We start from the raw sequence: 21,460 nt of genomic DNA, 5'->3' as shown, positions 1-21,460 counted from the left end.
TTTATCACGCCAAACCTATAAATAACTAAGATTCCCAATCTAAGAAGAAGCTATTTTTTTATCCATATGAGCGCAGTTTTAAAGGAATCAACCTTTATTAGCTCCTGCCTTTAGGCCGTCTGTCAGCTGATCCTGGAAGATAAAGAACAGAATAGTAATTGGCACTGCCACTAGAACTGCTCCAGCTGCAAATGTAGTAAATTCACTGTTCCCGCGCCCAGTCACCATTTCAAAAAGTCCGATAGCCAATGTTTTTTTCTCGCTTGAGCGCAATACTAATCTGGCAAAAATAAAATCCATCCATGGTCCGATGAAGTTAGTTACCGCCACAAAAACTAAGATTGGTTTGGAAAGCGGCATCATAATCTTGTAGAAAATTTTCACATTGCTGGCACCATCTATCTTTGCTGCTTCCTCCAGGCTTCTCGGCATGCCATCAAAATAACCCTTTACGAGCCATGCATTAAATGGAATTGAACCACCTGCATAAACTAAAATCAATCCCCAATGATTGTCTAATAGATTAAGCTGCAATAACAGGATATAGATTGCAATCATCCCCATAAATCCTGGAAACATCTGCAAGACAAGCATGGTCATCAGCCCCTGCTTCCTGCCTGGAAAGCGGAATCTGGAAAAGGCGTATGCTGCTGTTACTACTAAGAAGGTAGATAAAATCATATTCCAAAAAGCAATTTTCAGCGTATTTTTATACCAATTTAAATAATCTGTTTCATTGAATAAATAAACATAGTGTTTTAATGATAAGGAATCTGGAATGAGACTTGTAGAAAATAGTGAATCCCCGGGATTTAAAGATCCAGTTATAATCCAAATAACAGGATACAAGACGAAAATGGCTGTAATGATTAAAATAGTATAAGTGAAAAATTTGCTTATTTTCTCTCTTAAAGATATCCCTATCATGACATCATATCCTCCTCTTTAAATGCTCGTGTTTTCCTGAAATTATAGATCGAGAATATCGCGATAATAATGAAAATCAGGATAGACACAACAGATGCAACAGCAAACTGGCTATTATCTAATGTCAGTTTATAAATCCAGCTGATTAAGATATCTGTGGAACCTGCATATGAGTAATCAGTATTAACTGGTCCACCCTGTGTCATTAAGTAAATAATGTTGAAGTTATTAAAATTGTTCGCAAACGACATGATTGCCAGTGGAGCTGTTGAGAACATGATAAGCGGCATTGTAATTTTCCAAAACTTTTGTACAGAAGAAGCACCATCCACCTCTGCAGCTTCATAAATTTCCTTATCCACACTTGTCATAACACCGCTCATCAGCACCATCCAAAACGGAAAGCCAAACCACATGTTTACAATAACCAGTGTAAGCTTTGCTAAAATTGGATCTGAAAGCCAATGAATTGCCTGGTCTGTAATTCCCCAGTCCATTAAGTACTTATTAATTGGTCCAAACTCTCCATTAAAAATATTGCGGAAGATTAAAATGGATACAAACTGTGGAATTGCCCATGGCAAGATAAATATACTTCTCCAAAACTTTTTCAGTTTTATTCCTTTTTGGGATATCAAAACAGCAAAAACAAGTCCCAGAAAATAAGTTGTAATCGTCGCTAGAACAGCCCAGATTACTGTCCAAGAAAACACACCATAAAATGTAGCGCTCCATGTTTTCATTTTGAAAAGTTGAACAAACGTGTCAAAACCTACCCAGTCCACTAAAGCCTTCGGCGGCAAATGGTTTGGTGCTGAGTAGTTTGTAAAAGCAATCAATACTCCGAACAGCAAAGGCAAAATGGTCAAGAAGGCGGTAAAGAGGATAGAGGGAGTCAAAAGAATATAAGGAAACCCATTATCCCAAATGTTTTTGAGCATTTGTTTCGCATTATTAGGCTTGATGCCTTTTTCTGCTTTAGCAGCAACCTTGTAGGCATCGCGAATATTTAAATAATAAAACCACAGGAACAGCAAGAATGAAATCAGAAACAATATCCCTTCAATCATTAAAAAGATGGAATGGTCTCCTTGAATAATTTCAAACCCTTGTCTAGTCTGAACAGTTTCTCCTAAAGTTGTGAGACCCCACATCGCCCATTGGAAGGGCACTGTCCAAAAAATAAGAAGATACAATTCTAGCAACAGAAAAGTTAATCCCTTTAAGTATTGTTTATTATAGAGCTGTCCGAGTCCCATAAAAAGAACAGATAAACCTGCTGCAAGCATAGGTTTTGTAAAGAACTGTTTCTTTACAGGCGGTGCCGCCTTTTCGTTGTTTGTCAACAGACCCTCATTCAGCTTCCGTTCTGGTGTTGCCATTTATCATTCCCTCCTTAGTTATGCTGTTGAGCCAATCCCAAGAAGGCATTGGCTCAACACATGTCTATTCAGTTTGTGAAGCAATTGCATCTTTAATTTGCTGAACACCTTTATCAAGGGCCTCTTTTGGTTCAGACTGGCCATTCCATAATGCTGTAAATGCGACTTCCATACTTGCCCACACATGCTGCATTGCTGGGATGTTAGGCATTGATATAGAATATTGCGCTTGCTCCAAGAAAGCAGCATTCATCTCATCTGCTTTAATTGTTTCATTCTCCATCAATGTTTTTACAGGCGGTAATTGCCCTGTCATTTCATAACGTTCCAGCAGCATTTCGTCAGAGGTTGCAAATTGTGCAAGTAATGTTGCAGCCTTTGGATATTTGCTGTATGCGTTTACAAATAATGATTTAACACTTGAGAAGGTTTGAGGATGTTCCCCATTGTCCAATAAAGGCATTGTTTTAACACCAAAGTTAATTCCAGCATCTTGATGCCCTTTTACTGCCCATGGACCTGTTATATAGTACAGCAACTTTCCTTCATTAAACTGGGAACTGATAACATCACCAGTAATGTCTTCTTTTTTAAGCGGCAGAATTTCATCATGTATTTTTGTCATCAGCTCTGCAGCTTTAAGTCCGCCTTCCCCGTTCAAACCAATGTCCTCTGGATTTGTATTATCCTCACCAAAGATATAACCGCCGTATCCTCCAAGAAACCCATGCACTAAATAATAGTTGCCTGGCTCAACCATAAATCCGTATGACTTAGGATTCTTTTCCATAAATTGCTTTGATTGGTCAATAAGCTCATCCATCGTTTCTGCCGGCTTAAAGCCCATCTCATCTAATAAATCTTGGTTGTAAAATAATCCTATTGTTTCAATACCAACTGGATATCCATAAACTTTCATCTCCTCATCTGTCTTTGAAGAAACTCCAGTGATGGCTCCTTCCATGAAACGCTGTTTATATTCATCAGCAAAATAGTTTTCATAAATTAGTCCTGCTGCGTTCATTGTCCCTACATGATCATGTGCCCCGGTAAATACATCACCACCCAGCCCTGCTGGTCCGTCTGTTTCCAGTTTCCCGGCAGCCTCCACATGGCTCACCTCTTCAATTTTGACAGGAACCCCATATTTATCGGTGTACTTTTCTGCAACAAATTTGGACCATTCTGCTTCTTCATCTCCATTTGTCCACATTACCAGCTCGGCTCCATCCTCCGGTTCTATCTCTGCACTGTTTTCCTGTTTAGAGTCATTCGAAGAATCAGAACTTGCTTCATTTCCTCCCGTTGAACTGCTGCCAGGTTTACTGCAAGCAGCCAACACAATCAACATGAAAACTAGTATTACTGACAAAGATTTTTTCATTCATTTTCCCCACCTTTTATATAATTTTGCAGCATAAAAAAATTGATTAAACGTTTTATCATTATGTAAAAAATATAGGAATAAAACCAACTATATATTTAAGTAAAAAATGATTAAACGTTTTATCAATACATCAAAAAAATATCACATAAAGTGATAACCCAAAAATGAAAACCCTTTCAATTTACAGGTTAATTATAAGTTGCTGTATAGGCTCTGTCAATAACTGAATAGCTTTATTTTTCGAGGAATTTCGACTTTTAACTAGAGGCTTCCCTTTAAGTTATCTTGTTGTTCACAGAATAATCAACTACTCATTAACGGAAGCACAGAGGATGAGAAATGGTTATGAGATAGTGAAGATAGATATAGAACGCAAGAATCATTAGATAAGACTAAGAGAAAAATGGGGCACATTTCTTGATGCACAGGTGATTAATTCTTTACTTATCGTATATGAACTCAAGGCGGTGATAGTGATGGCAATAGCTCCAACTAAAAAAATAAGAAGAACAGCAAACATACCTCTTGCAGATGTAAAAAGTCGTTTGTTAAAAGAGCAAAACGAATTAATCATTAGAGAACTGCAAAAAGGAAGATTAGGGGTCTTCGGATGGAAAGAAACAATGGTTTTTAAGCAATAACTCCATAAAAAAATAAATAGTTTCATCCTTACACATTAATCCCTAAGTCTAGTTGCTATTTATGCTGTTAATAGTTCCCCTTTTAAATTCTACATATAGCTCCCCTGCACTTTAAAATTAGATGCATAAAAAAATAAATCCCGGATTTCATGAAAAAAACCCGGGAAGCATTCTATTTTAATACCAACTGCGCAACAGCCTCTACATGCATTGTCTGCGGGAACATATCCACAGGATGTACTTCAAGTGTTTTATAGCCGCCGTCTTCAAGGACGCGTAAATCTCTTGCTAATGTTGCCGGATTACAGGAAACGTATACGACCTTTTTCGGTTTCATGTCAATGATTGTCTGCAATAGTGCTTCATCACAGCCTTTTCTTGGCGGATCGACTACGAGCACGTCTGCTGTATTCCCTTCCTTATACCAGTTGGGGATAACTTCTTCTGCTTTGCCGACAGCAAAATCCACATTGTGGATATCATTGAGCAAGGCGTTTTTGCCTGCGTCTTCTATTGCTTGGGGAACGATTTCTACACCGAATACCTTTTTCGCTTTTTTAGCGAGGAATAAGGAAATGGTGCCTATACCGCAATAGGCATCAATAACACTTTCTTCTCCTTGCAAATTAGCATATTCGAGCGCCTTTTCATAGAGAACCTTTGTCTGTTCTGGATTCACTTGATAGAAAGAACGGGCAGAAATAGCGAACTTAACATCACCAATATAATCAGTGATTGTTTCTTGTCCCCATAATACCTTAGTCGTATCTCCCATAATTACATTTGTTTTTTTGTTATTCACATTGTGGATAATTGATTTTAAGCCTGGAACAGCTTGTGCAATTTCATCCACAATTTTATTTTTGTTAGTAATTTCATTTGTTCTGGTGATAAGAACAACCATAATTTCACCGGTAACTAACCCGCGGCGGGCCATAATATGACGAAGCTCACCCTTGTGACGCTCTTCATTATATGCCTTTACTCCGTGTTTTTGGCAGATTTCTTTCACTGCTCTTACGACATCATCATTTTCCTCTTGTTGAATAAGGCAAGCTTCCATATTGATAATTTGGTGGCTGCGCTGCTGATAGAAACCGCCTATCAGTCCGCCTTCATGCTCTCCTATCGGCACTTGTGCTTTGTTGCGGTAGCGCCACGGCTCACTCATCCCGATAGTCGGGTGTACAACAGCGTCTATTTTCCCGATTCTTGTAAGAACGTCCTGGACATGCTTATGCTTCATTATAAGCTGGCCTTCATAATTAAGATGCTGAAGCTGGCAGCCGCCGCATTCTTTATAAATAGGACATGGTGCTTCCACTCGGTAAGGGCTTTTTTCCTCCAGCTCGAGCATTCTGCCAAAGCCGTAATTCTTATTCGTTTTAATAACTTTAACTTTTGCTTTTTCTCCAGGAAGTCCATTGGGGATAAACAGTGGATAACCTTCAACTTTTGCTACACCAGAGCCGTCATGTGTCAAATCTTCAAATACTATATCTATTATATCGTTCTTTTGAACGGGCAATGTTCTGCTCATTGTCTACTTCCTTTGCTACATTTATCTTTTAAAAAGTATACCGAACAAATTGTATCATACTTTTCCTGTAATCTATAATCCTTGTTCGTTTTTGGTCAGTTGAAAACAATGGAAAAAAGGGGCTTTTTTGGGGGTTAAAAGAGTGGTGGATAGAGTGAGTCATCCTCACTCTATAGCTTTACTCGTCTGTTTCTTTTACTGCTGTCTCTTTATCAGGACGGTCCTCATCACGGATACTGTCTATTGGAACAAACACTTCAAAATGTCTGTACAAATTAACAAATTCAGCTGGAAGAACCCCGCCAAATTCACCGTCGAGATTTAGTTGAACCTTTTCCTCTGATGTTACTTTAATGTGGTTGGCATTAACATAGATAACGCTTGGATCATTAATATGCTCTCCGCGCAGAGCCAATGTAGCGATTCGAATAAAATCAGCTAAATTTGCCTTTTTCAAGATTAGCAAAGAGAATAGACCATCATTAATGGAAGAGCCTGGCGCAAGTTTCTCAAACCCTCCGACAGAGTTAGTCAGCCCAATTAAAAACAGCATGACTTCTCCCTCAAACAATTTGCCGTCGTATTCTATCTTTACTTTCGTTGCTTTAATGAAAGGCAGCTTTTCCATACCCTTTAAATAATAGGCAAGCTGTCCAAGCATTGTTTTTAACTTGCTTGGCACTTCATAAGAAAGCTCTGTCAAATTGCCTCCGCCGCCAATATTGATGAAGTACTTATCTTCATTCAGCCGTCCGATATCAACAGGAATTGTGTCTCCTTTTGCAATTATATCGGCAGCAGCTTCAATATCTCGGGGGATATGCAAGGCTCTTGCGAAATCATTAGTCGTTCCCACTGGGATAATCCCAAGCTTCGGCCGGTACTCCTGCTCTGCAAGCCCATTTACTACTTCATTAATCGTCCCGTCACCGCCTGCAGCAACAACAAGATCATATCTTCTTTCTACTGCAATCCTTGCCGCTGTTGTAGCGTCCTCTGGACCTGTCGTAGCATGGCAGGATGTTTCATACCCTGCGTTCTCCAGTTTTTTCAGCACCTCCGGTAAATGCTTCTTAAAAGCTTCCCGGCCTGATGTAGGATTATATATAATTCTAGCCCTTTTCATACCCATCATCCTATTTCATAATTTCATGACTTGTTTCTACCATCTAACATCATATACGAAAACTACTTCATTAGGCAATATTTAGTATCCTGCGAAAAATGCTCTGCAGGATTTAGAAATCTGCTATCAATTATACCCTAATAATAGGCGTTCCAACCGCTTTTGCCTGTTTTATAAAATTAAACAAACGTTTGATTAAATTCTTATTTCATATTATTTAAGATCAATGTGTCACTATTGGATACATATATATGATTTTCCGCTTTTCCTTTTTCAAGGGTAGCATTAGGCGTTGTGACTTCCACTTCACTAGCTGAATCCGCGTTCCCGTCTATGTCATTATCCAGCTTAGCAAACTTCCAATTCTGGTCCTCTTTATTGTATATGTCCGTATTTTGGACGGAGACACGAACATTATCTGTCTCTCTAATATCCAATCCGATCTCCCCTGTACCTGCTATTTTCCAATCACTGTTCAAATTTCTTGGATTAAGAGAAATATTGCTCCAAAGATCAGCAAGCTCCAGTTGGACATCTGTCGGCACAAGCAGAGTAGCATCCAAACTTGAATAATCTTCATACAATCCTGTTTGATGCGGACGCTCCTTCACCCTAATATACAGTGTATCTCCTTTATCCGTAATGGTAAGATAATCCTCTGCTTTTTCTATCTTTTCGATTGTACTGTCTTGTCTGTATGTACCAAACATGGAGACATTTCTTTCGTTTATTCCTTCGACTCTAAATTGCTCTATGCCGTCACCTTCTACTACGACTCTTTTAATATCCTTACTTATATCTTGGTTAAAGGCTGGAAGGTCCAATGTTATTGCTTCCTTTTTAATTTCATCTTGAATTAAATCCATAACGCCTGAAGTCTGCAAAAAAACCATGATGACCCCTGCTGTACCTAATATCCCAACGATAACGATGCTGAAAAGGTCAAAATTCAAATATGGCTTCTCTTGCTTGCTAAGGAACAGATACACAAGGATTTCCAACCCAAGGACTACAAGAATGACAGGCCACCACAGCTTTAATGCCGTTGTGATATTCCAATCCAATATTTGCGACAATAACAAGAAAACCCCCAGAAACAAAAGTGACAACCCCATCGAAAATGTTCCAACTCTCCATGTTCTCATTCCGTGCTTCTCCCCCTTTATGCAATTTTTTTTTGCTGACTGCTTATTTGTCTGTATTTTTCTTATTGCCGACAAGCACCCGCAATCCGCCTAGAATAAGAATGATGCAGACTACTCCTGTCTGGAAATAATGATAGAACAAGAATTGCAAATCAATTCCAAGCCATACCTTCAGCCTTGAAGAAAAGGCAGGAAGCAGGATATTAACGATCATGTAATAGAAGCCTACAAGAAGAAGTCCAACTCCAACCCATTTTTGATAATTGGTCAAATAGGCGATAACAGGTGTATCCTCCAGCTCCACTTCTCCTATTTTAGATGCTTTTTGGAGTCCATCGAAAAAGCTGTAGAACCAAATAATCGGAATTAGAAATAGGAAAATCCCTAAGTAAAGCTCATTGATTAAAAAGATTGCAAACAGGAATGCTGCCATCAGCTGCAGCCCCCTTTGCTGCAACCCTAAATAAAGATGGCCGGCTCCTGGAAAAATGGATAAAAAAGTGGCAATGATTTTGCTTTTCTTTCCGTCTTCACGATTTTTTTCAAAGTCTTGGAAAATCGTCTGGTCAACCAATTCCTCTCCATTTTGCTTTTTGGTAAACTGCTGCATCACATCAAAAAATCCATATACCCAAATGACCGGCAGGATAGCAAGAAACAGCAGAAACTCTCCTGCACCTGTCAATATGGAAACAAACAGCACCATGATAATCAGCCCTAAGAAAGTGGACAATAGAGTTATCCCTCGGTACATCAATCCTAATTGAATATGTCCTAAACCAGGCACAAAGGATAAAACAATGGTGTAAAAACGCTGTGATTCTATTGTATTTACAAGCACTGTTCTCTCCGTTCCATCACCTGTCTGACTGCTTGGGAGAACCTGTCTTTTAAAATAGCGGCTAGCTGTAATATAAGTGTCCAAAATGCTTATGCAATAGATGAGAAAGCCAATAAAAATAACGGCTGCAACAACCCCATCCATATATCCAGACATGCTAAACAGAAATATCGAGAATACAGCCAGTCCGAATACAGCTGCTCCATACAAGGACCCTCTTATCCGGTTTCCAATGTAAAATAGTCCGCCTCCCGGAAAGAAAGCTAATATAAATGCGGCAAACGGGTTTTTCATTTTTTCTTTTCCTCCTTCATACTCATACTCCCATCAAATGTATTTAGCCAAGAAAATGTTTTATCAACAAAGCCTACTTTTACCTCTTCCTGTTTCATTGGCATTTCTGCCTTCTGAATGCTTTCAGTATGTTTGATAATCGATTGGAAAACTCCAGTCGTCATCAAAACTAGTGTAATGCTGGCCGCAATTGCGTAGTGAAAGATAGAGGATTGATAGAATGATTTTTTCTTTTTCGGTTTTACAACAGGTATATCCATTAATTCTGCCTGTTCCTGTGTAATTTTTTGCATGATTTGATCTGTGAAGCCTTCCACATCCGAAATAGACGGTAGTTCCTGTTCTTGTGCTTCTACTGCTTGGACATACAAATCAAGACAATGATCACATCCATATAGATGGTCTTCCATTTGTGAACGATTACCCTCGTCCAGTTCATCCTTTGCATACTCTAGCCATTGTTCAAAAGAATAGTGTGTTATCATAAGAAATCCTCCTCCTTCCAATGCTTCTTCAACCAGATTCTTGCCCGGTACAGTTTTGTTTCAATTGTTTTGACTTGAACATTTTGCTCTTCTGCCAATTGCTGATAGCTCTTTTCCGCAATATAGTAGCCATAAATAACATCACGGTAGTTATCTGGAATATCGTTGAGCTTTTCTCTTAACAGCTTGCGCTGCTGCCTAATGAGCACTTCTGCTACTACATTGTCTTTTTTTCCTGTATCCAGCTCGATTTGTTCTGTAATGTCCTCTTTTCTTCTTTGCTGTTTTCGCTTAACATCAATCGAATGATTGACAGCAATTCTCGTTATCCAAGTCTTAAATCCTTGGTTTTCATATTTAGGGAGAGAGTAATAAATTTTAAGGAATACTTCCTGTGCAGCATCTTCAGCTTCCTTCTGATCCTTCAGGATGCTGTAAATTGTGCGAAATACATCTTGGCGATACTTCTCGACGAGCTGTCTAAATGCATCATCATCTCCAAGTTTGACTAACTCAATCAACTCTTGATCTGCTATTATTCTCTCCCCCCTTCTAAACATGTTCACATAATAGACGTTATAAAATGCTCAACCCCTACACCAATGTTATATTTTTTTCAATTAATAAGCTTTCCAGCGAGTCATACTTTTTTATAGTAACATTTTTCTGATCTTATAAAGATGTTTTTTGTCGGATTAAGTTAGGAATGATTTATGAAACTATTATGGGGAACATTCCGTATTACAATGGAAGCAATTATCATAAGGAGGTTTATGTTAATGATATATTTATTATCATTGCTCGCGTTAACGCTTAATCCAATTGTTTGGAAAGCTTATTATCGCAGTAAAGTTTTTTTATACACACAGCTTCTGCGCGTCATACTTGGAGCGATTATCATCTTTATTTTAACTTATTTCCAGCTTATCGATTATTCTGTGCAGGCTGCAATTAAGTTTAGCTTATTTTATTTAGCGCTGTTCTTTTTGGCTGACATCATTTATCGGAAAGCAAAAGGATTTTATTACACAAGCTTTCTCGGGATTGCCATGCTGGTCGCAAGTGCTTACTTCCAATTTGTTTATCCTTTGACAATAGCTAATGATAAGTATGATTTTGTAGCAGCAAAGGCCACTGTTGCCAAAGAGCAAGAAGAATCTACAGATGAACAGCATATTGCTGTGGTTCCGGAAAAATACGCAAGGTATCGAAGTGAAAAAAAGCTTGGGGAGCTGTCACATGCCTCCTACTATGACCTCGGGGAATCTACTTTGCAAAAAATCGACGATCATCTTTATTGGGTAACGCCCATTGAATACACAGGCTTCTTTAAATGGATGAAAGATGTGCCTGTTCCTGGATTCGTTAAAATGAGTGCAGAGGATGAAAATAAAGATGCCGTTTTAGTAAAATCAGAAATGACTTATGTTCCATCTGCCTATTTCAACGAAGACTTAAAGCGTCTTGTAAGAAAAAAACACAAGGACTCTGTCCTGCTCGAAGCAAGCTTTGAACCCGATGATAATGATAAGCCCTATTATGTTGTTCCATATGGGGACTACAATAAATTTAGGGAAATTGTCGATGTAAAGGGCATTTATATTATTGACCCAGAAAGCGGGGAAATAAAAGATTATAAGATGAACGAGATTCCTGCATTTATCGATCATGTCATCCCAACAAGTGTAGCGGAAGATTGGAATGAATGGTATGGAAAATATGTGCATGGCTTCTGGAATACTATTTTCTCTAAAGAAGATATAAAGGTGCCAACAGAATGGGAAGACATAGATGAAGTGAATGGAGTGTTCAATAAGGATCTTGCGTTAAACTGGTTTACAGATTTCACTCGTCCTAAATCAGACAGCGGCAGCATGGTCGGCTACTCTCTCATAAATGCCAGAGATGGCAAGCTCACATTCTATGAGAATGCAAATGGATCGTTAAATGGAAAGTCTGCCATCAATGTGGCGGAAAAGACATTCAGAGCGGAAAAATATGAAGCTGGCACGCCTATACTTTATACGATCTATGGCCAGTTTACATGGGTAGTTCCTTTGATGGACAGCAACAACGTGCTGAGACAAATTGTTCTTGTCAACGCCAAGGATGAGAAGGTTTACAGCTACAGCAATGAAAAATCAAAGCTATTTAATGATTATAAATATGCAATTGCTACATTGCTAAAGGACGATAACACAGTTCCTACCGATTTGGCTGATATGAAGGAATTACAAGGGACAATCAGCAATGTCTATAAATCAGAAATGGAAGGCAGCACTGTCGTCCGCTTTATGGTAGATAAAGATAAACGAATATTCCAAGTGTCATCTAATGATTTCCCTTACAGCATCTTCCTAGAAAAAGGGATGAATGTTTCTGTGAAATATATGGATACAGAAGAGGTTGTTGTCAGTGTCCAAGAACTTGTCATGGCAGGATTTGAATAGACTATATTTGTCACAAGAGCCGCCTATCAATTAAAATTGGCGGCTTTTTTGCCGTTTTTTTAAAATCATGTTATTCAGGAACAAGTATACTTTTCTGCTTGCATATACTAACATAGGAAATGGGAATATTTATCATACCGTCAAAGGAGAATGCTTTTGTATACGATATTAATCGCATATTTAATAGGATCTATTCCAGCTGCCATTATAATAGGTAAGATGTTTTTTGGTATCGATATAAGAAAGCACGGCAGCTTTAATCCAGGAGCAACGAACTCTATTCGCGTTCTTGGGAAAAAAGCTGGTCTCGCCGTACTCATCTTCGATATCGGCAAGGGTGCACTAGCTGCAGCTCTTCCAATTTTATTGCACCAGGATATCGATCCGATTTACACAGGTTTGGCGGCTGTAATCGGCCATTGTTTCCCTGTGTTCGCAGGCTTCCGTGGCGGAAAGGCCATCGCCACTACAGCAGGTATGCTGATTGTCGCAAATCCTGTTATGTTCTTGGTTGTCTACTTAACATTTATCGCTGTTATCTGGATAACTAAATATGTATTCCTCGGCAGCATATCTGTCGGAATTACGATATTGCTGTATGCCCTATTCGATGCTACTTTAGAACATGAACTTATATTTATCATCTATCTTTTACTGCTTATATACTTGCACAGATCCAATATTATTAATTTCTTTAATCACACTGAACCGAAAATAAATGATAAAACAATAAAAAAAGACCGCATCGGACCGAAAAAGATTAGCTAAGTATCTTCATTAGGACAAGCTTTGCAAAAAAAAGTTCGAAAATTGCCAAGAGAACACTTTTCCTGGGAAATATGCAGAGAAAATGTCGAAATAAATGAAAAAACCAAGAGCAGTTAGCTCTTGGTTTTTCTACATTATCTTTTGTTTATTTCTTGAACAAGCAGCTTGTTGACCATTTGCGGGTTAGCCTGTCCTTTTGTTGCTTTCATGATTTGACCAACAAGGAAGCCGACAGCCTTTTGTTTGCCGTTCTTGAAGTCATCAATTGATTGCGGATTATTGTCCAATGCTTCGGAAATTACCTGAAGGAGAGCTCCTTCATCCGAAATTTGCACTAATCCTTTATCTTTAACGATTTGTTCTGCGTCGCCGCCGTTTTCAATCAGCTCTTTGAACACTTGCTTAGCAATTTTGCTGGAGATTGTCCCATCTTCAATGAGTTTAATCATGCTTGCAAGACTCTCTGGAGTCAGTGCAACATCTGCCAGCTCTTTTCCTTCTGCATTCAAGTATGCTGATACATCACCCATAATCCAGTTAGAGGCAAGCTTAGGATCTGCTTTAGCATTTACTGTCGCTTCAAAGAAATCTGCCATTTCTTTCGTAACAGTCAATACATTAGCATCGTATTCAGGCAAGCCTAATTCTTCTACATATCTCTTCTGACGAGCATCAGGAAGCTCTGGAATTTCCGCACGAATTCTAGCTTTCCAATCTTCATCGATATATAGGTCCATTAAGTCTGGCTCTGGGAAATATCGATAATCATCTGAACCTTCCTTAACACGCATCAATATTGTTGTATTTGCTGCTTCATCATAACGACGTGTTTCCTGCTCTATCACACCGCCGCCAAGAACAACTTCACGCTGACGCTTTTCCTCGTATTCAAGACCTTTTCTAACAAAGTTAAATGAATTTAAGTTCTTCAATTCTGTTTTTGTTCCGAATTCTTCTTGTCCAACAGGGCGAATGGAAATATTCGCATCACAGCGTAAAGAGCCTTCTTCCATCTTACAGTCAGATACTCCAGTATACTGGATGATTGATTTCAATTTTTCCAGGTATGCATATGCTTCGTTTGGTGTTCTGATATCAGGCTCTGAAACAATCTCAATCAAAGGTGTTCCTTGGCGGTTAAAGTCGACTAGAGAATAACCGTCACCATGGTTCAGCTTTCCAGCATCCTCTTCCATATGAACACGTGTGATTCCGATTCTTTTCTTATAACCGTCCACTTCTATATCGATATAGCCATGCTCACCGATTGGTTTATCAAACTGAGAAATTTGATATGCTTTCGGATTATCTGGATAGAAATAGTTTTTACGGTCAAACTTTGTTTCTGTTGCAATTTGGCAGTTCAATGCCATTGACGCTTTCATACCGTAATCGACAGCTTTTTTGTTCAAGACCGGCAATACGCCTGGATAACCTAAATCGACAACTGTCGTATTTGTATTTGGTGCAGCCCCAAAATGGTTCGGGCTTGCAGAAAATATCTTCGATTCTGTTTTTAATTCCACATGGACTTCAAGTCCTATGACTGTTTCAAATTCCATTTATTTCACCCCTTACAGCGTTGGTTTTTGCTTATGATAGTCCGTTGCTTGTTCAAATGCATATGCCACTTTATAAACAGTTTCTTCATCAAAGTGCTTACCGATAATTTGCAAGCCAAGCGGCAATCCGTTTGTGAATCCGCAAGGAACAGAGATTCCAGGCACTCCAGCAAGGTTTACTGGAATTGTCAGAATGTCATTTGCATACATCGTCAATGGATCATTCACATTTTCACCGATTTTGAATGCTGGTGTTGGGGTTGTAGGTCCTACGATTACATCGTATTTCTCAAATACATCCTCAAAGTCCTTCTTAATAAGTGTGCGGACTTTTTGTGCTTTTTTATAGTAAGCATCATAATAACCAGAGCTCAATGCAAAAGTTCCAAGCATGATTCTGCGTTTCACTTCATCTCCGAAGCCTTCTGCCCTAGTCTTTTTATAGAGTTCAATTAAGCTTCCTGCATCTTCTGCACGGTAGCCGTAGCGGATTCCGTCAAAGCGGGACAAGTTAGCAGAAGCCTCTGAAGAAGACAGCAGATAATAAGTTGCCAACGCATATTTGCTGTGTGGCAATGATACTTCTTCCCATGTTGCTCCAAGCTTTTCTAACACCTTAAGAGCATCAAGCACAGATTGACGCACTTCCTCGCTTACACCTTCGCCTAAGTATTCTTTTGGCACTGCGATTTTCAAGTTCTTAATATCACCTGTTAAGCTCTTCGTAAAGTCCGGAACTGCCACATTTGCTGATGTGCTGTCCATCGGATCTACTCCTGAAATAGCTTTCAGCAAGAAGGCATTGTCTTCAACTGTTCTTGTAATCGGTCCGATTTGGTCTAAAGAAGACGCAAATGCCACAAGACCAAAACGTGAAATACGTCCGTATGTAGGCTTTAAGCCGACAACTCCGCAATAGGCAGCCGGCTGTCTGATAGAGCCGCCTGTGTCAGATCCAAGTGAAAACAGAACTTCTCCTGCAGCAACTGCAGCTGCTGATCCGCCTGATGAACCACCTGGCACTCTATCTAAACTCCAAGGGTTCTTTGTGTTCATATAATAGGAGTTTTCTGTTGATGACCCCATCGCGAACTCATCCATATTCAGCTTCCCGATTGTAATCGTGCCTGCATTATGTAATTTCTCCATAACTGTCGCATTGTAGATTGGCTGGAAGTTCTCCAATATGCGGCTAGAACATGTTGTTCTTAAATCCTTAGTGACAATATTATCCTTTATCCCGATTGGCAAACCGAACAGTGGACCTGTCGTTTCACCTGCAGCCAATCTTGCATCAAGCTGCTTCGCCTGATTAAAGGCATTTTCCTCATCTAATGTCATAAAGGCTTGTACTTTTTCATCTACGTCCTTAATTCTCGTGTATGCTTCCTGCACCAAATCTGTAACAGAAAGTTCTTTTTTAAGCAGCATTTCTTGTAAATCTGCCGCTTTTTGATCAAATAAGCTCATCCTCTTCCCTCCTTACTCTATAATTGATGGCACCTTGATCTGGCCGTCCTGATGCTCTGGAGCATTTCGCAGGACATCCTCGATTGGCAGGCCTTTTCCTGCAACATCTTCACGCAATACGTTTTTCGTATCGAGCACATGGGATGTTGGTACAACACCTTCTGTATCCAGCTCATTCAACTGCTCAGCAAATGAAATGATTGCATCAAGCTGTTTCTGAAATTTTTCAGCTTCATCTTCTGTAATCGCAAGCCTCGCAAGGTTTGCAACATGCTTTACTTCTTCTTTTGTAATCCTTGACATAATTGTCACCTCCAAGTACGTTCCATGCAATAATCTGATGATATCAAACAAGCCTCTATTAAGGCAACAAGAACAATGAAGTATTTGTTATCCTTCCAAAAATCTTGCCTTTATAATGCTGCCCCAATTTACTTCATTAGGAAAAAAGCTATAATTGGATTACAATAGTAATATTATTAAGATACTTTAAAGTTGGTGAACTACAATGGCAAATGAAATAGATATGCTTAAACTGGAAAATCAGCTCTGTTTTTTGCTTTACGCCAGTTCAAGAGAAATGACTAAAAAATACAAAACTTTGCTTGAGGATCTTGATGTGACTTATCCTCAATATTTAGTTCTACTGTTATTATGGGAGCATGAGGTGCTAAGTGTGAAAAGCATGGGAGAAGAGCTGTACCTTGATTCAGGCACATTAACTCCAATGTTAAAACGGATGGAACAGAACGGTCTTATCAAGAGGGAACGTTCCCAAGAAGACGAGCGCTCTGTTATGGTATCGTTAACAGAACAAGGCAAAAGCCTTAAAGAAAAAGCAGCCTGCATTCCAGCAGAAATATTCAAGCTTTCTAATAAAGAACCACAGGAATTTAGTCAGTTAAAAAATTCCCTGGCTCATCTTTTACAGCAGCTTGCCAAATAAAAAAGAAGCGTCTTTAAAAAGGCGCTTCTTTTTAGGTATAAAAAAACCATCACATGTAGGCGATGGTTTTTTGATTTATTATGCAGCAATAACTTCAAGTGTAACGTCAATATTGCCTCTAGTTGCTTTAGAGTATGGGCAGAAATTATGTGCTTTATGAACAAGATCTTCTAAAGTAGCTTTATCTACGCCAGTACCTTTGACAGACAATTTAACACCAAGTTTAAAACCTTGATCTGTTGGATCTTTTATCAGGCTGACACTTGCTGTCACTTCTGATTCAAATTTCACACGTTCTTTTCCTGCGATCATCTGAAGAGCTCCATCGAAACAAGCTGCATAGCCTGCTGCAAACAGCTGCTCTGGGTTAGTTGCATCCTCAAGCTGTTTTGCTCTTGGTGTTCCAGGCATTGCTGTTTCTAATTGAATGACATAATCCTCTGATTCTACTCTTCCTTCTCTTCCGCCAACCGCTTTTACAGATGTAGTGAACAATGTTTCTGACATCGTTAAACCCTCCAATTAAATAATGTTTTACACAATTGTATTGTACACAATTTAATTTTACATTACAAGTTATATAACTTACTTTTTTTACATTTCCCATAAATAAACGAAATATCCTGTTGTTTTTTGTATATCACGTGCCTGTCCCTTTTAAACCTCATCTAAAGAAACAAGGGAAAAGAATCAGCATTCTTTTCCCTCTCGCCATAAACCTTATTATCTTTTGAAGAGCTTAGCAAAAAATCCTTTTTTCTCTTTCGGTTCGTCTGCCTTCTTTTCTGCTGAATTTTCTGTTACATAAATATCTTCTTTGTCTACTGCATGGTCATATGCTATCAGCAAACCGATATCACTGTTATAATCGTTATTTGTTACAATTGTATATTCCATGTTTTGCTGATTGGCGATTTTTAAGTACTTAGACAAATAGGAATAATCCAAGTGGCCGTTTAAATAAAGTTTTGCCCCCTTATTGCCTTTAATAGCTTCCTCTGCCTCTTTATAGACATCTGGTTCTCTTACTTGGCTCTGCCTCAAAGCAAGAACAATCCTTTCCCTGATTGTTCCGAGAAACTGCCTTCTTTCTTCAGGCTTTGTTTCTTTAGTGCCGTACATACCTTGCTGCAGGTAATCATCTAAATTTGGATTTGTCATTCTTTCCAACTCCTTATATAGATACTCTTTACCACTATACTAAAAAAATTCCACCTACAGTCATTGAAATTGTTGCAAAAAAAGGAAAATAAAAAAGACTACCCCGTATTGGGATAATCTTTATACCTTACTGATAAATATGAACGAACGGTTCATCCTGACCTGCATCTCTGACTATCAGTGCTTCTTCTCCATTTGCAGAAGTTATGCTAACCTGTACTGCCTGGTTTGTGTCTTTGAAACGATCCATCACTTTCCCAGCTACATATTGGGAGAAACCGATGACTTCTGTCGCTCCATAAAATTGTATCTTCATCTCAATGCTGAGGCTCCGCAGCTTATTGTTTATATAAAATCCTTTGCCGATTACACCATTGAAATTCGGGAAATATTCTTCAATATCATTTTGAAATTTTGAGAAGGCAGCATTTTCTGTTTTATACTGGCTATCATTATTCGGATAAATCACATACTTCTCATTTATACTTTTCCACTCACCTAAAGAAGATTCTCCACTTCCTGCATTCTCATAAGCAATAAAATTGCCTGGTACAACAGAGGACGTCTCTTTTTGTTCAAACAAGGCGATGTTGATTGGTACATTTTCTAAGCCTTCGATTTTTCTGAGCCTTTTGATAACCTCTGCAGCAATTTTCTTCCCTTCTCTTTGAAGTGTTTGCTGACTAATATCTTTCTTTTTTGTAGATCCGTTATTTTTTTCCTGATAATAATAAACCGAATTTAGTGCAAGGCCGATTGTCACACCGCCCAGCTCCAATTTATTTGTTTCTTCATTTTTCACTAAATAATCATGCTCGAGAATATGTGCAAGATATATCGGATCCATCTCTCCACTTTCTGCTTGGCTCTTATCTTCATCAGAAGGATTCAACCCGACATTGTCACTTTCAGACATTTTCTTATCTTTCAGTTCCTTCGCTGTGTACTTTCTGTTCAGCCATGAAGCAACTGTTGAACTATTCAAATACTGCCCCTCTTGAAAATAATAGTTTTCTGTACTGAATGTGTTTTGGGCAACTCGCATCAAACCGCTCTCAAACTCACTGATGTCGTACCTTGAATTCAAATTATTGACGACAAGCCCTCTCGCCTCCGATGTTTTGAAAGGAAGACTCATGCTGTAATACTCATCCGATATTTTGAATTTCGGCAGGATGGCTGTCTCCGTTTCATTATCGCCTGTTTCACTCTTTACTTCCTCTTCTTTCTGGAAGTTGGGGGCACAGGCAGTAAGTAGAAAAACGAGACTGGCTATAAATAAAAAGCTTCTTTTCATCAACATTACACACCTTTAACCTTTAGTTCTTCCAACAGCTTATCCTCATCCCAAACTTCAATTCCCAGCTGTTCTGCTTTCGTCAATTTGCTGCCTGCATCCTCACCGGCGATTACGAGATCTGTTTTTTTGCTGACACTTCCCGTAATCTTCCCGCCTAAAAGCTCGATTTTTTCTTTCGCTTCATTACGGGAAAGCTGCTCTAGTTTACCAGTTAAAACAATTGTTTTTCCGGCAAACACGCTGTCTGAATCCTCAAGTGCAACAGGTCTTGCACCTGTATATTCCATGTTTACTCCAGAAGCTTTAAGCTCCTCAATCAGCTCTGCAGCCTCTTCCTGCTCGAAGAATGCAACAATTGAATCAGCCATTTTATCGCCTATCTCATTAATTGCTTTTAAGTCTTCAACACTCGCATTAGCCAATGCGTCCATATTGCTGAATTCCATCGCAATCGTCTTAGCAGCCTTCGCTCCAACATGACGAATTCCTAACCCAAACAACAGCCTCTCTAAGGAATTACTTTTAGATGCAGCAATAGCATTCAACAAGTTCGTCACAGACTTTTCGCCCATTCTTTCCAGATTAATAAGCTGCTCATATGTAAGCTTATAGAGGTCAGCAACATCTTCAATCAGCTTTTCAGAAAACAGCTGACTAACAACCCTTTCGCCAAGTCCGTCAATATTCATGGCATTGCGGGACACAAAGTGGATTAGCCCTTCTCTTATTTGGGCAGGACATTTAGGATTAATGCAGCGCAGAGCCACTTCTCCTTCAATTCTTACCAGTTCACTGCCGCATTCAGGACATTCAGTCGGCATGATAAAGTCCTGCTCTTCGCCTGTTCGTCTTTCCACAAGAACATTCACGACCTCAGGAATAATGTCGCCCGCTTTTTTTACAACAACACTGTCGCCGATTTTAATATCTTTTTCGCGAATTAAATCTTCATTATGCAAAGATGCCCGTTTGACAGTAGTCCCCGCCACCTTAACAGGGGCAAGCAACGCTGTCGGCGTCAACACACCTGTTCGTCCGATGCTTAGCTCGATATCAAGGAGCTTTGTGACAACCTCTTCAGCAGGGAACTTATAGGCGATTGCCCATCTTGGACTTTTCGCAGTAGTACCTAGCTCGTCTTGCTGCTCCAAGCTGTCAACCTTAATAACAATTCCATCGATTTCATATGGAAGATGAGGGCGCTTATCCTGCCAGCCTTCCACATACTGAAGTACATCCTCAATTGTTGCACAACGCTGTCTTTCTTTATTCGTTTTAAAGCCTAGCTCATCTAACAAATCAAGTCCTTGGCTGTGAGATCGCACACCTGTTTCTCCAGGATCTCCAATCGCATAAAGGAAGATGTCAAGATTTCGGGAAGCCGCAATCCTTGGATCAAGCTGTCTGAGAGAGCCAGCTGCCGCATTCCTTGGGTTGGCAAACGGCTCTTCTCCGTTCTCATCTTTTGCTTTATTCAGTGCTTCAAAGGATTTCTTCGGCATGAAGGCTTCGCCTCGCACTTCAATGCTTACAGGCTGATTTAACCGAAGAGGGATGGAGCGAATTGTCTTTAAATTCGCTGTAATATCCTCCCCAGTAGTGCCATCACCGCGTGTCGCTCCCAGTTCAAACAATCCATCTACATAGCGAAGCGACACAGCCAGTCCATCTATCTTCAGCTCACAAACATAAGAAAAGTTGTCTCCAATTGCTTGGCGCACCTTTCTGTCAAAATCACGTAAATCAGCTTCATTAAAGGCATTCCCAAGACTAAGCATCGGTGTCTCATGCTGGACCTTTGAGAACATATCCAAAATTTCCCCTCCAACCCTTTGGGAAGGAGAGTCGCTTGTCTTTAATTCAGGAAATGTTTGTTCCAAATCAACAAGCTCTTTTAAAAGAGCATCATATTCTGCATCGGGAACAGAGGGATTATCAAGTACATGATATTCATAGTTATATTTATTTAAAAGGTTATGCAATTCCTTTACCCTTTTTTCTGCTGCTTGTAGATCCATACTTCCATTCCTTTCTC

The 21,460-nt window shown here is 39.3% G+C and carries 20 protein-coding genes; 4 read left to right on the top strand and 16 right to left on the bottom strand.

Annotated features, from left to right (window positions below; all coding sequences use genetic code 11):
* Nucleotides 1-87: 87 nt before the first annotated feature.
* From LXM54_RS15880 to LXM54_RS15870, 3 genes are all read right to left on the bottom strand, one after another.
* A complete protein-coding gene (locus LXM54_RS15880; protein WP_233316234.1) occupies nt 88-927 on the bottom strand; it encodes a sugar ABC transporter permease in 840 nt (279 codons plus the stop codon).
* Nucleotides 924-2,216, bottom strand: coding sequence for a carbohydrate ABC transporter permease (locus tag LXM54_RS15875; protein ID WP_233316402.1), 1,293 nt, complete (start codon nt 2,214-2,216; stop codon nt 924-926). The genes LXM54_RS15880 and LXM54_RS15875 overlap by 4 nt, the downstream gene beginning before the upstream one ends.
* Nucleotides 2,217-2,373: 157 nt before the next feature.
* On the bottom strand, nt 2,374-3,693 hold the full coding sequence (locus tag LXM54_RS15870; RefSeq protein ID WP_233316233.1) for a sugar ABC transporter substrate-binding protein: 1,320 nt from the start codon (nt 3,691-3,693) through the stop codon (nt 2,374-2,376).
* A gap of 476 nt (nt 3,694-4,169) precedes the next feature.
* Between LXM54_RS15870 and LXM54_RS15865 the strand changes: the two genes are divergently transcribed.
* Nucleotides 4,170-4,337: a hypothetical protein gene (locus LXM54_RS15865; RefSeq protein ID WP_233316231.1), complete on the top strand. Its 168-nt coding sequence runs from the start codon at nt 4,170-4,172 to the stop codon at nt 4,335-4,337.
* A gap of 172 nt (nt 4,338-4,509) precedes the next feature.
* On the opposite strand, the gene rlmD is transcribed toward LXM54_RS15865, so the two are convergent.
* From rlmD to LXM54_RS15835, 6 genes are all read right to left on the bottom strand, one after another.
* Entirely contained in the window at nt 4,510-5,877 is a 1,368-nt protein-coding gene (gene rlmD, locus LXM54_RS15860) for a 23S rRNA (uracil(1939)-C(5))-methyltransferase RlmD (protein WP_233316229.1), read from the bottom strand.
* Nucleotides 5,878-6,055: 178 nt separating this feature from the next.
* A complete protein-coding gene (locus LXM54_RS15855) occupies nt 6,056-7,003 on the bottom strand; it encodes a diacylglycerol kinase (protein WP_233316227.1) in 948 nt (315 codons plus the stop codon).
* Nucleotides 7,004-7,206: 203 nt separating this feature from the next.
* The gene (locus tag LXM54_RS15850) at nt 7,207-8,148 is read right to left on the bottom strand and encodes a hypothetical protein (RefSeq protein WP_233316225.1); all 942 of its coding nucleotides are present in this window, start codon (nt 8,146-8,148) and stop codon (nt 7,207-7,209) included.
* Nucleotides 8,149-8,191: 43 nt separating this feature from the next.
* On the bottom strand, nt 8,192-9,283 hold the full coding sequence (locus tag LXM54_RS15845; RefSeq protein ID WP_233316222.1) for a hypothetical protein: 1,092 nt from the start codon (nt 9,281-9,283) through the stop codon (nt 8,192-8,194).
* Nucleotides 9,280-9,768, bottom strand: a complete 489-nt coding sequence (locus LXM54_RS15840) for an anti-sigma factor family protein (protein ID WP_233316220.1) — start codon at nt 9,766-9,768, stop codon at nt 9,280-9,282. The genes LXM54_RS15845 and LXM54_RS15840 overlap by 4 nt, the downstream gene beginning before the upstream one ends.
* Nucleotides 9,765-10,328 (bottom strand): RNA polymerase sigma factor, encoded by a 564-nt coding sequence (locus tag LXM54_RS15835; protein ID WP_233316218.1) that lies wholly within the window; start codon nt 10,326-10,328, stop codon nt 9,765-9,767. The genes LXM54_RS15840 and LXM54_RS15835 overlap by 4 nt, the downstream gene beginning before the upstream one ends.
* 219 nt (nt 10,329-10,547) lie before the next feature.
* Between LXM54_RS15835 and LXM54_RS15830 the strand changes: the two genes are divergently transcribed.
* Nucleotides 10,548-12,218: a hypothetical protein gene (locus LXM54_RS15830; protein ID WP_233316217.1), complete on the top strand. Its 1,671-nt coding sequence runs from the start codon at nt 10,548-10,550 to the stop codon at nt 12,216-12,218.
* A 150-nt stretch (nt 12,219-12,368) separates the two neighbouring features.
* Complete coding sequence (gene plsY / locus LXM54_RS15825; protein WP_233316215.1) at nt 12,369-12,986, top strand: glycerol-3-phosphate 1-O-acyltransferase PlsY; 618 nt, start codon at nt 12,369-12,371, stop codon at nt 12,984-12,986.
* 134 nt (nt 12,987-13,120) lie between these two features.
* Here the strand turns inward: plsY and gatB are convergent, their stop codons facing one another.
* From gatB to gatC, 3 genes are read right to left on the bottom strand one after another with little or no spacing between them, the layout of a single operon-like run.
* The gene (gene gatB / locus LXM54_RS15820; protein WP_233316213.1) at nt 13,121-14,548 is read right to left on the bottom strand and encodes an Asp-tRNA(Asn)/Glu-tRNA(Gln) amidotransferase subunit GatB; all 1,428 of its coding nucleotides are present in this window, start codon (nt 14,546-14,548) and stop codon (nt 13,121-13,123) included.
* A gap of 12 nt (nt 14,549-14,560) precedes the next feature.
* Nucleotides 14,561-16,018 (bottom strand): Asp-tRNA(Asn)/Glu-tRNA(Gln) amidotransferase subunit GatA, encoded by a 1,458-nt coding sequence (gatA, locus tag LXM54_RS15815; protein WP_233316211.1) that lies wholly within the window; start codon nt 16,016-16,018, stop codon nt 14,561-14,563.
* A gap of 12 nt (nt 16,019-16,030) precedes the next feature.
* Nucleotides 16,031-16,321, bottom strand: coding sequence for an Asp-tRNA(Asn)/Glu-tRNA(Gln) amidotransferase subunit GatC (gene gatC / locus LXM54_RS15810; protein ID WP_233316210.1), 291 nt, complete (start codon nt 16,319-16,321; stop codon nt 16,031-16,033).
* A 205-nt stretch (nt 16,322-16,526) separates the two neighbouring features.
* On the opposite strand from gatC, the gene LXM54_RS15805 reads away from it, so the two are divergent.
* Nucleotides 16,527-16,964 carry a MarR family winged helix-turn-helix transcriptional regulator gene (locus tag LXM54_RS15805; protein ID WP_233316208.1) on the top strand — a complete coding sequence of 146 codons (438 nt, stop codon included), beginning with the start codon at nt 16,527-16,529 and terminating at the stop codon, nt 16,962-16,964.
* Nucleotides 16,965-17,042: 78 nt separating this feature from the next.
* Here LXM54_RS15805 and LXM54_RS15800 read toward each other — a convergent pair whose 3' ends face one another.
* The 4 genes from LXM54_RS15800 to ligA all read right to left on the bottom strand — a co-directional run bounded on the left by LXM54_RS15800 (nt 17,043) and on the right by ligA (nt 21,443).
* On the bottom strand, nt 17,043-17,471 hold the full coding sequence (locus tag LXM54_RS15800) for an organic hydroperoxide resistance protein (protein WP_233316206.1): 429 nt from the start codon (nt 17,469-17,471) through the stop codon (nt 17,043-17,045).
* 216 nt (nt 17,472-17,687) lie between these two features.
* Nucleotides 17,688-18,125, bottom strand: coding sequence for a YueI family protein (locus LXM54_RS15795; protein WP_233316204.1), 438 nt, complete (start codon nt 18,123-18,125; stop codon nt 17,688-17,690).
* A gap of 127 nt (nt 18,126-18,252) precedes the next feature.
* Nucleotides 18,253-19,422, bottom strand: a complete 1,170-nt coding sequence (locus LXM54_RS15790; RefSeq protein ID WP_233316202.1) for a CamS family sex pheromone protein — start codon at nt 19,420-19,422, stop codon at nt 18,253-18,255.
* Nucleotides 19,423-19,427: 5 nt separating this feature from the next.
* Entirely contained in the window at nt 19,428-21,443 is a 2,016-nt protein-coding gene (ligA, locus tag LXM54_RS15785) for an NAD-dependent DNA ligase LigA (RefSeq protein ID WP_233316200.1), read from the bottom strand.
* Between the last annotated feature and the right edge of the window lie 17 nt (nt 21,444-21,460).

It is taken from the genome of Bacillus sp. Au-Bac7 (assembly GCF_021341655.1).
GTDB lineage: Bacteria > Bacillota > Bacilli > Bacillales > Cytobacillaceae > Niallia.
Note: the sequence above shows the minus strand (reverse complement) of the source record. Positions and strands in the feature narration are given on the sequence as shown.

Bases quoted from the DNA above. Each gene is read 5' to 3' on its own strand.
- gatB (WP_233316213.1), bottom strand. From the start codon at position 14,548: ATGGAATTTGAAACAGTCATAGGACTTGAAGTCCATGTGGAATTAAAA.
- LXM54_RS15855 (WP_233316227.1), bottom strand. From the start codon at position 7,003: ATGAAAAGGGCTAGAATTATATATAATCCTACATCAGGCCGGGAAGCT.
- LXM54_RS15870 (WP_233316233.1), bottom strand. From the start codon at position 3,693: ATGAAAAAATCTTTGTCAGTAATACTAGTTTTCATGTTGATTGTGTTG.
- LXM54_RS15850 (WP_233316225.1), bottom strand. From the start codon at position 8,148: ATGAGAACATGGAGAGTTGGAACATTTTCGATGGGGTTGTCACTTTTG.
- LXM54_RS15880 (WP_233316234.1), bottom strand. From the start codon at position 927: ATGATAGGGATATCTTTAAGAGAGAAAATAAGCAAATTTTTCACTTAT.
- LXM54_RS15875 (WP_233316402.1), bottom strand. From the start codon at position 2,216: ATGCTTGCAGCAGGTTTATCTGTTCTTTTTATGGGACTCGGACAGCTC.
- LXM54_RS15795 (WP_233316204.1), bottom strand. From the start codon at position 18,125: ATGACAAATCCAAATTTAGATGATTACCTGCAGCAAGGTATGTACGGC.
- plsY (WP_233316215.1), top strand. From the start codon at position 12,369: ATGCTTTTGTATACGATATTAATCGCATATTTAATAGGATCTATTCCA.
- LXM54_RS15800 (WP_233316206.1), bottom strand. From the start codon at position 17,471: ATGTCAGAAACATTGTTCACTACATCTGTAAAAGCGGTTGGCGGAAGA.
- LXM54_RS15790 (WP_233316202.1), bottom strand. From the start codon at position 19,422: ATGAAAAGAAGCTTTTTATTTATAGCCAGTCTCGTTTTTCTACTTACT.
- LXM54_RS15835 (WP_233316218.1), bottom strand. From the start codon at position 10,328: ATGTTTAGAAGGGGGGAGAGAATAATAGCAGATCAAGAGTTGATTGAG.
- gatC (WP_233316210.1), bottom strand. From the start codon at position 16,321: ATGTCAAGGATTACAAAAGAAGAAGTAAAGCATGTTGCAAACCTTGCG.
- LXM54_RS15830 (WP_233316217.1), top strand. From the start codon at position 10,548: ATGATATATTTATTATCATTGCTCGCGTTAACGCTTAATCCAATTGTT.
- ligA (WP_233316200.1), bottom strand. From the start codon at position 21,443: ATGGATCTACAAGCAGCAGAAAAAAGGGTAAAGGAATTGCATAACCTT.
- gatA (WP_233316211.1), bottom strand. From the start codon at position 16,018: ATGAGCTTATTTGATCAAAAAGCGGCAGATTTACAAGAAATGCTGCTT.
- LXM54_RS15840 (WP_233316220.1), bottom strand. From the start codon at position 9,768: ATGATAACACACTATTCTTTTGAACAATGGCTAGAGTATGCAAAGGAT.
- LXM54_RS15805 (WP_233316208.1), top strand. From the start codon at position 16,527: ATGGCAAATGAAATAGATATGCTTAAACTGGAAAATCAGCTCTGTTTT.
- LXM54_RS15845 (WP_233316222.1), bottom strand. From the start codon at position 9,283: ATGAAAAACCCGTTTGCCGCATTTATATTAGCTTTCTTTCCGGGAGGC.
- rlmD (WP_233316229.1), bottom strand. From the start codon at position 5,877: ATGAGCAGAACATTGCCCGTTCAAAAGAACGATATAATAGATATAGTA.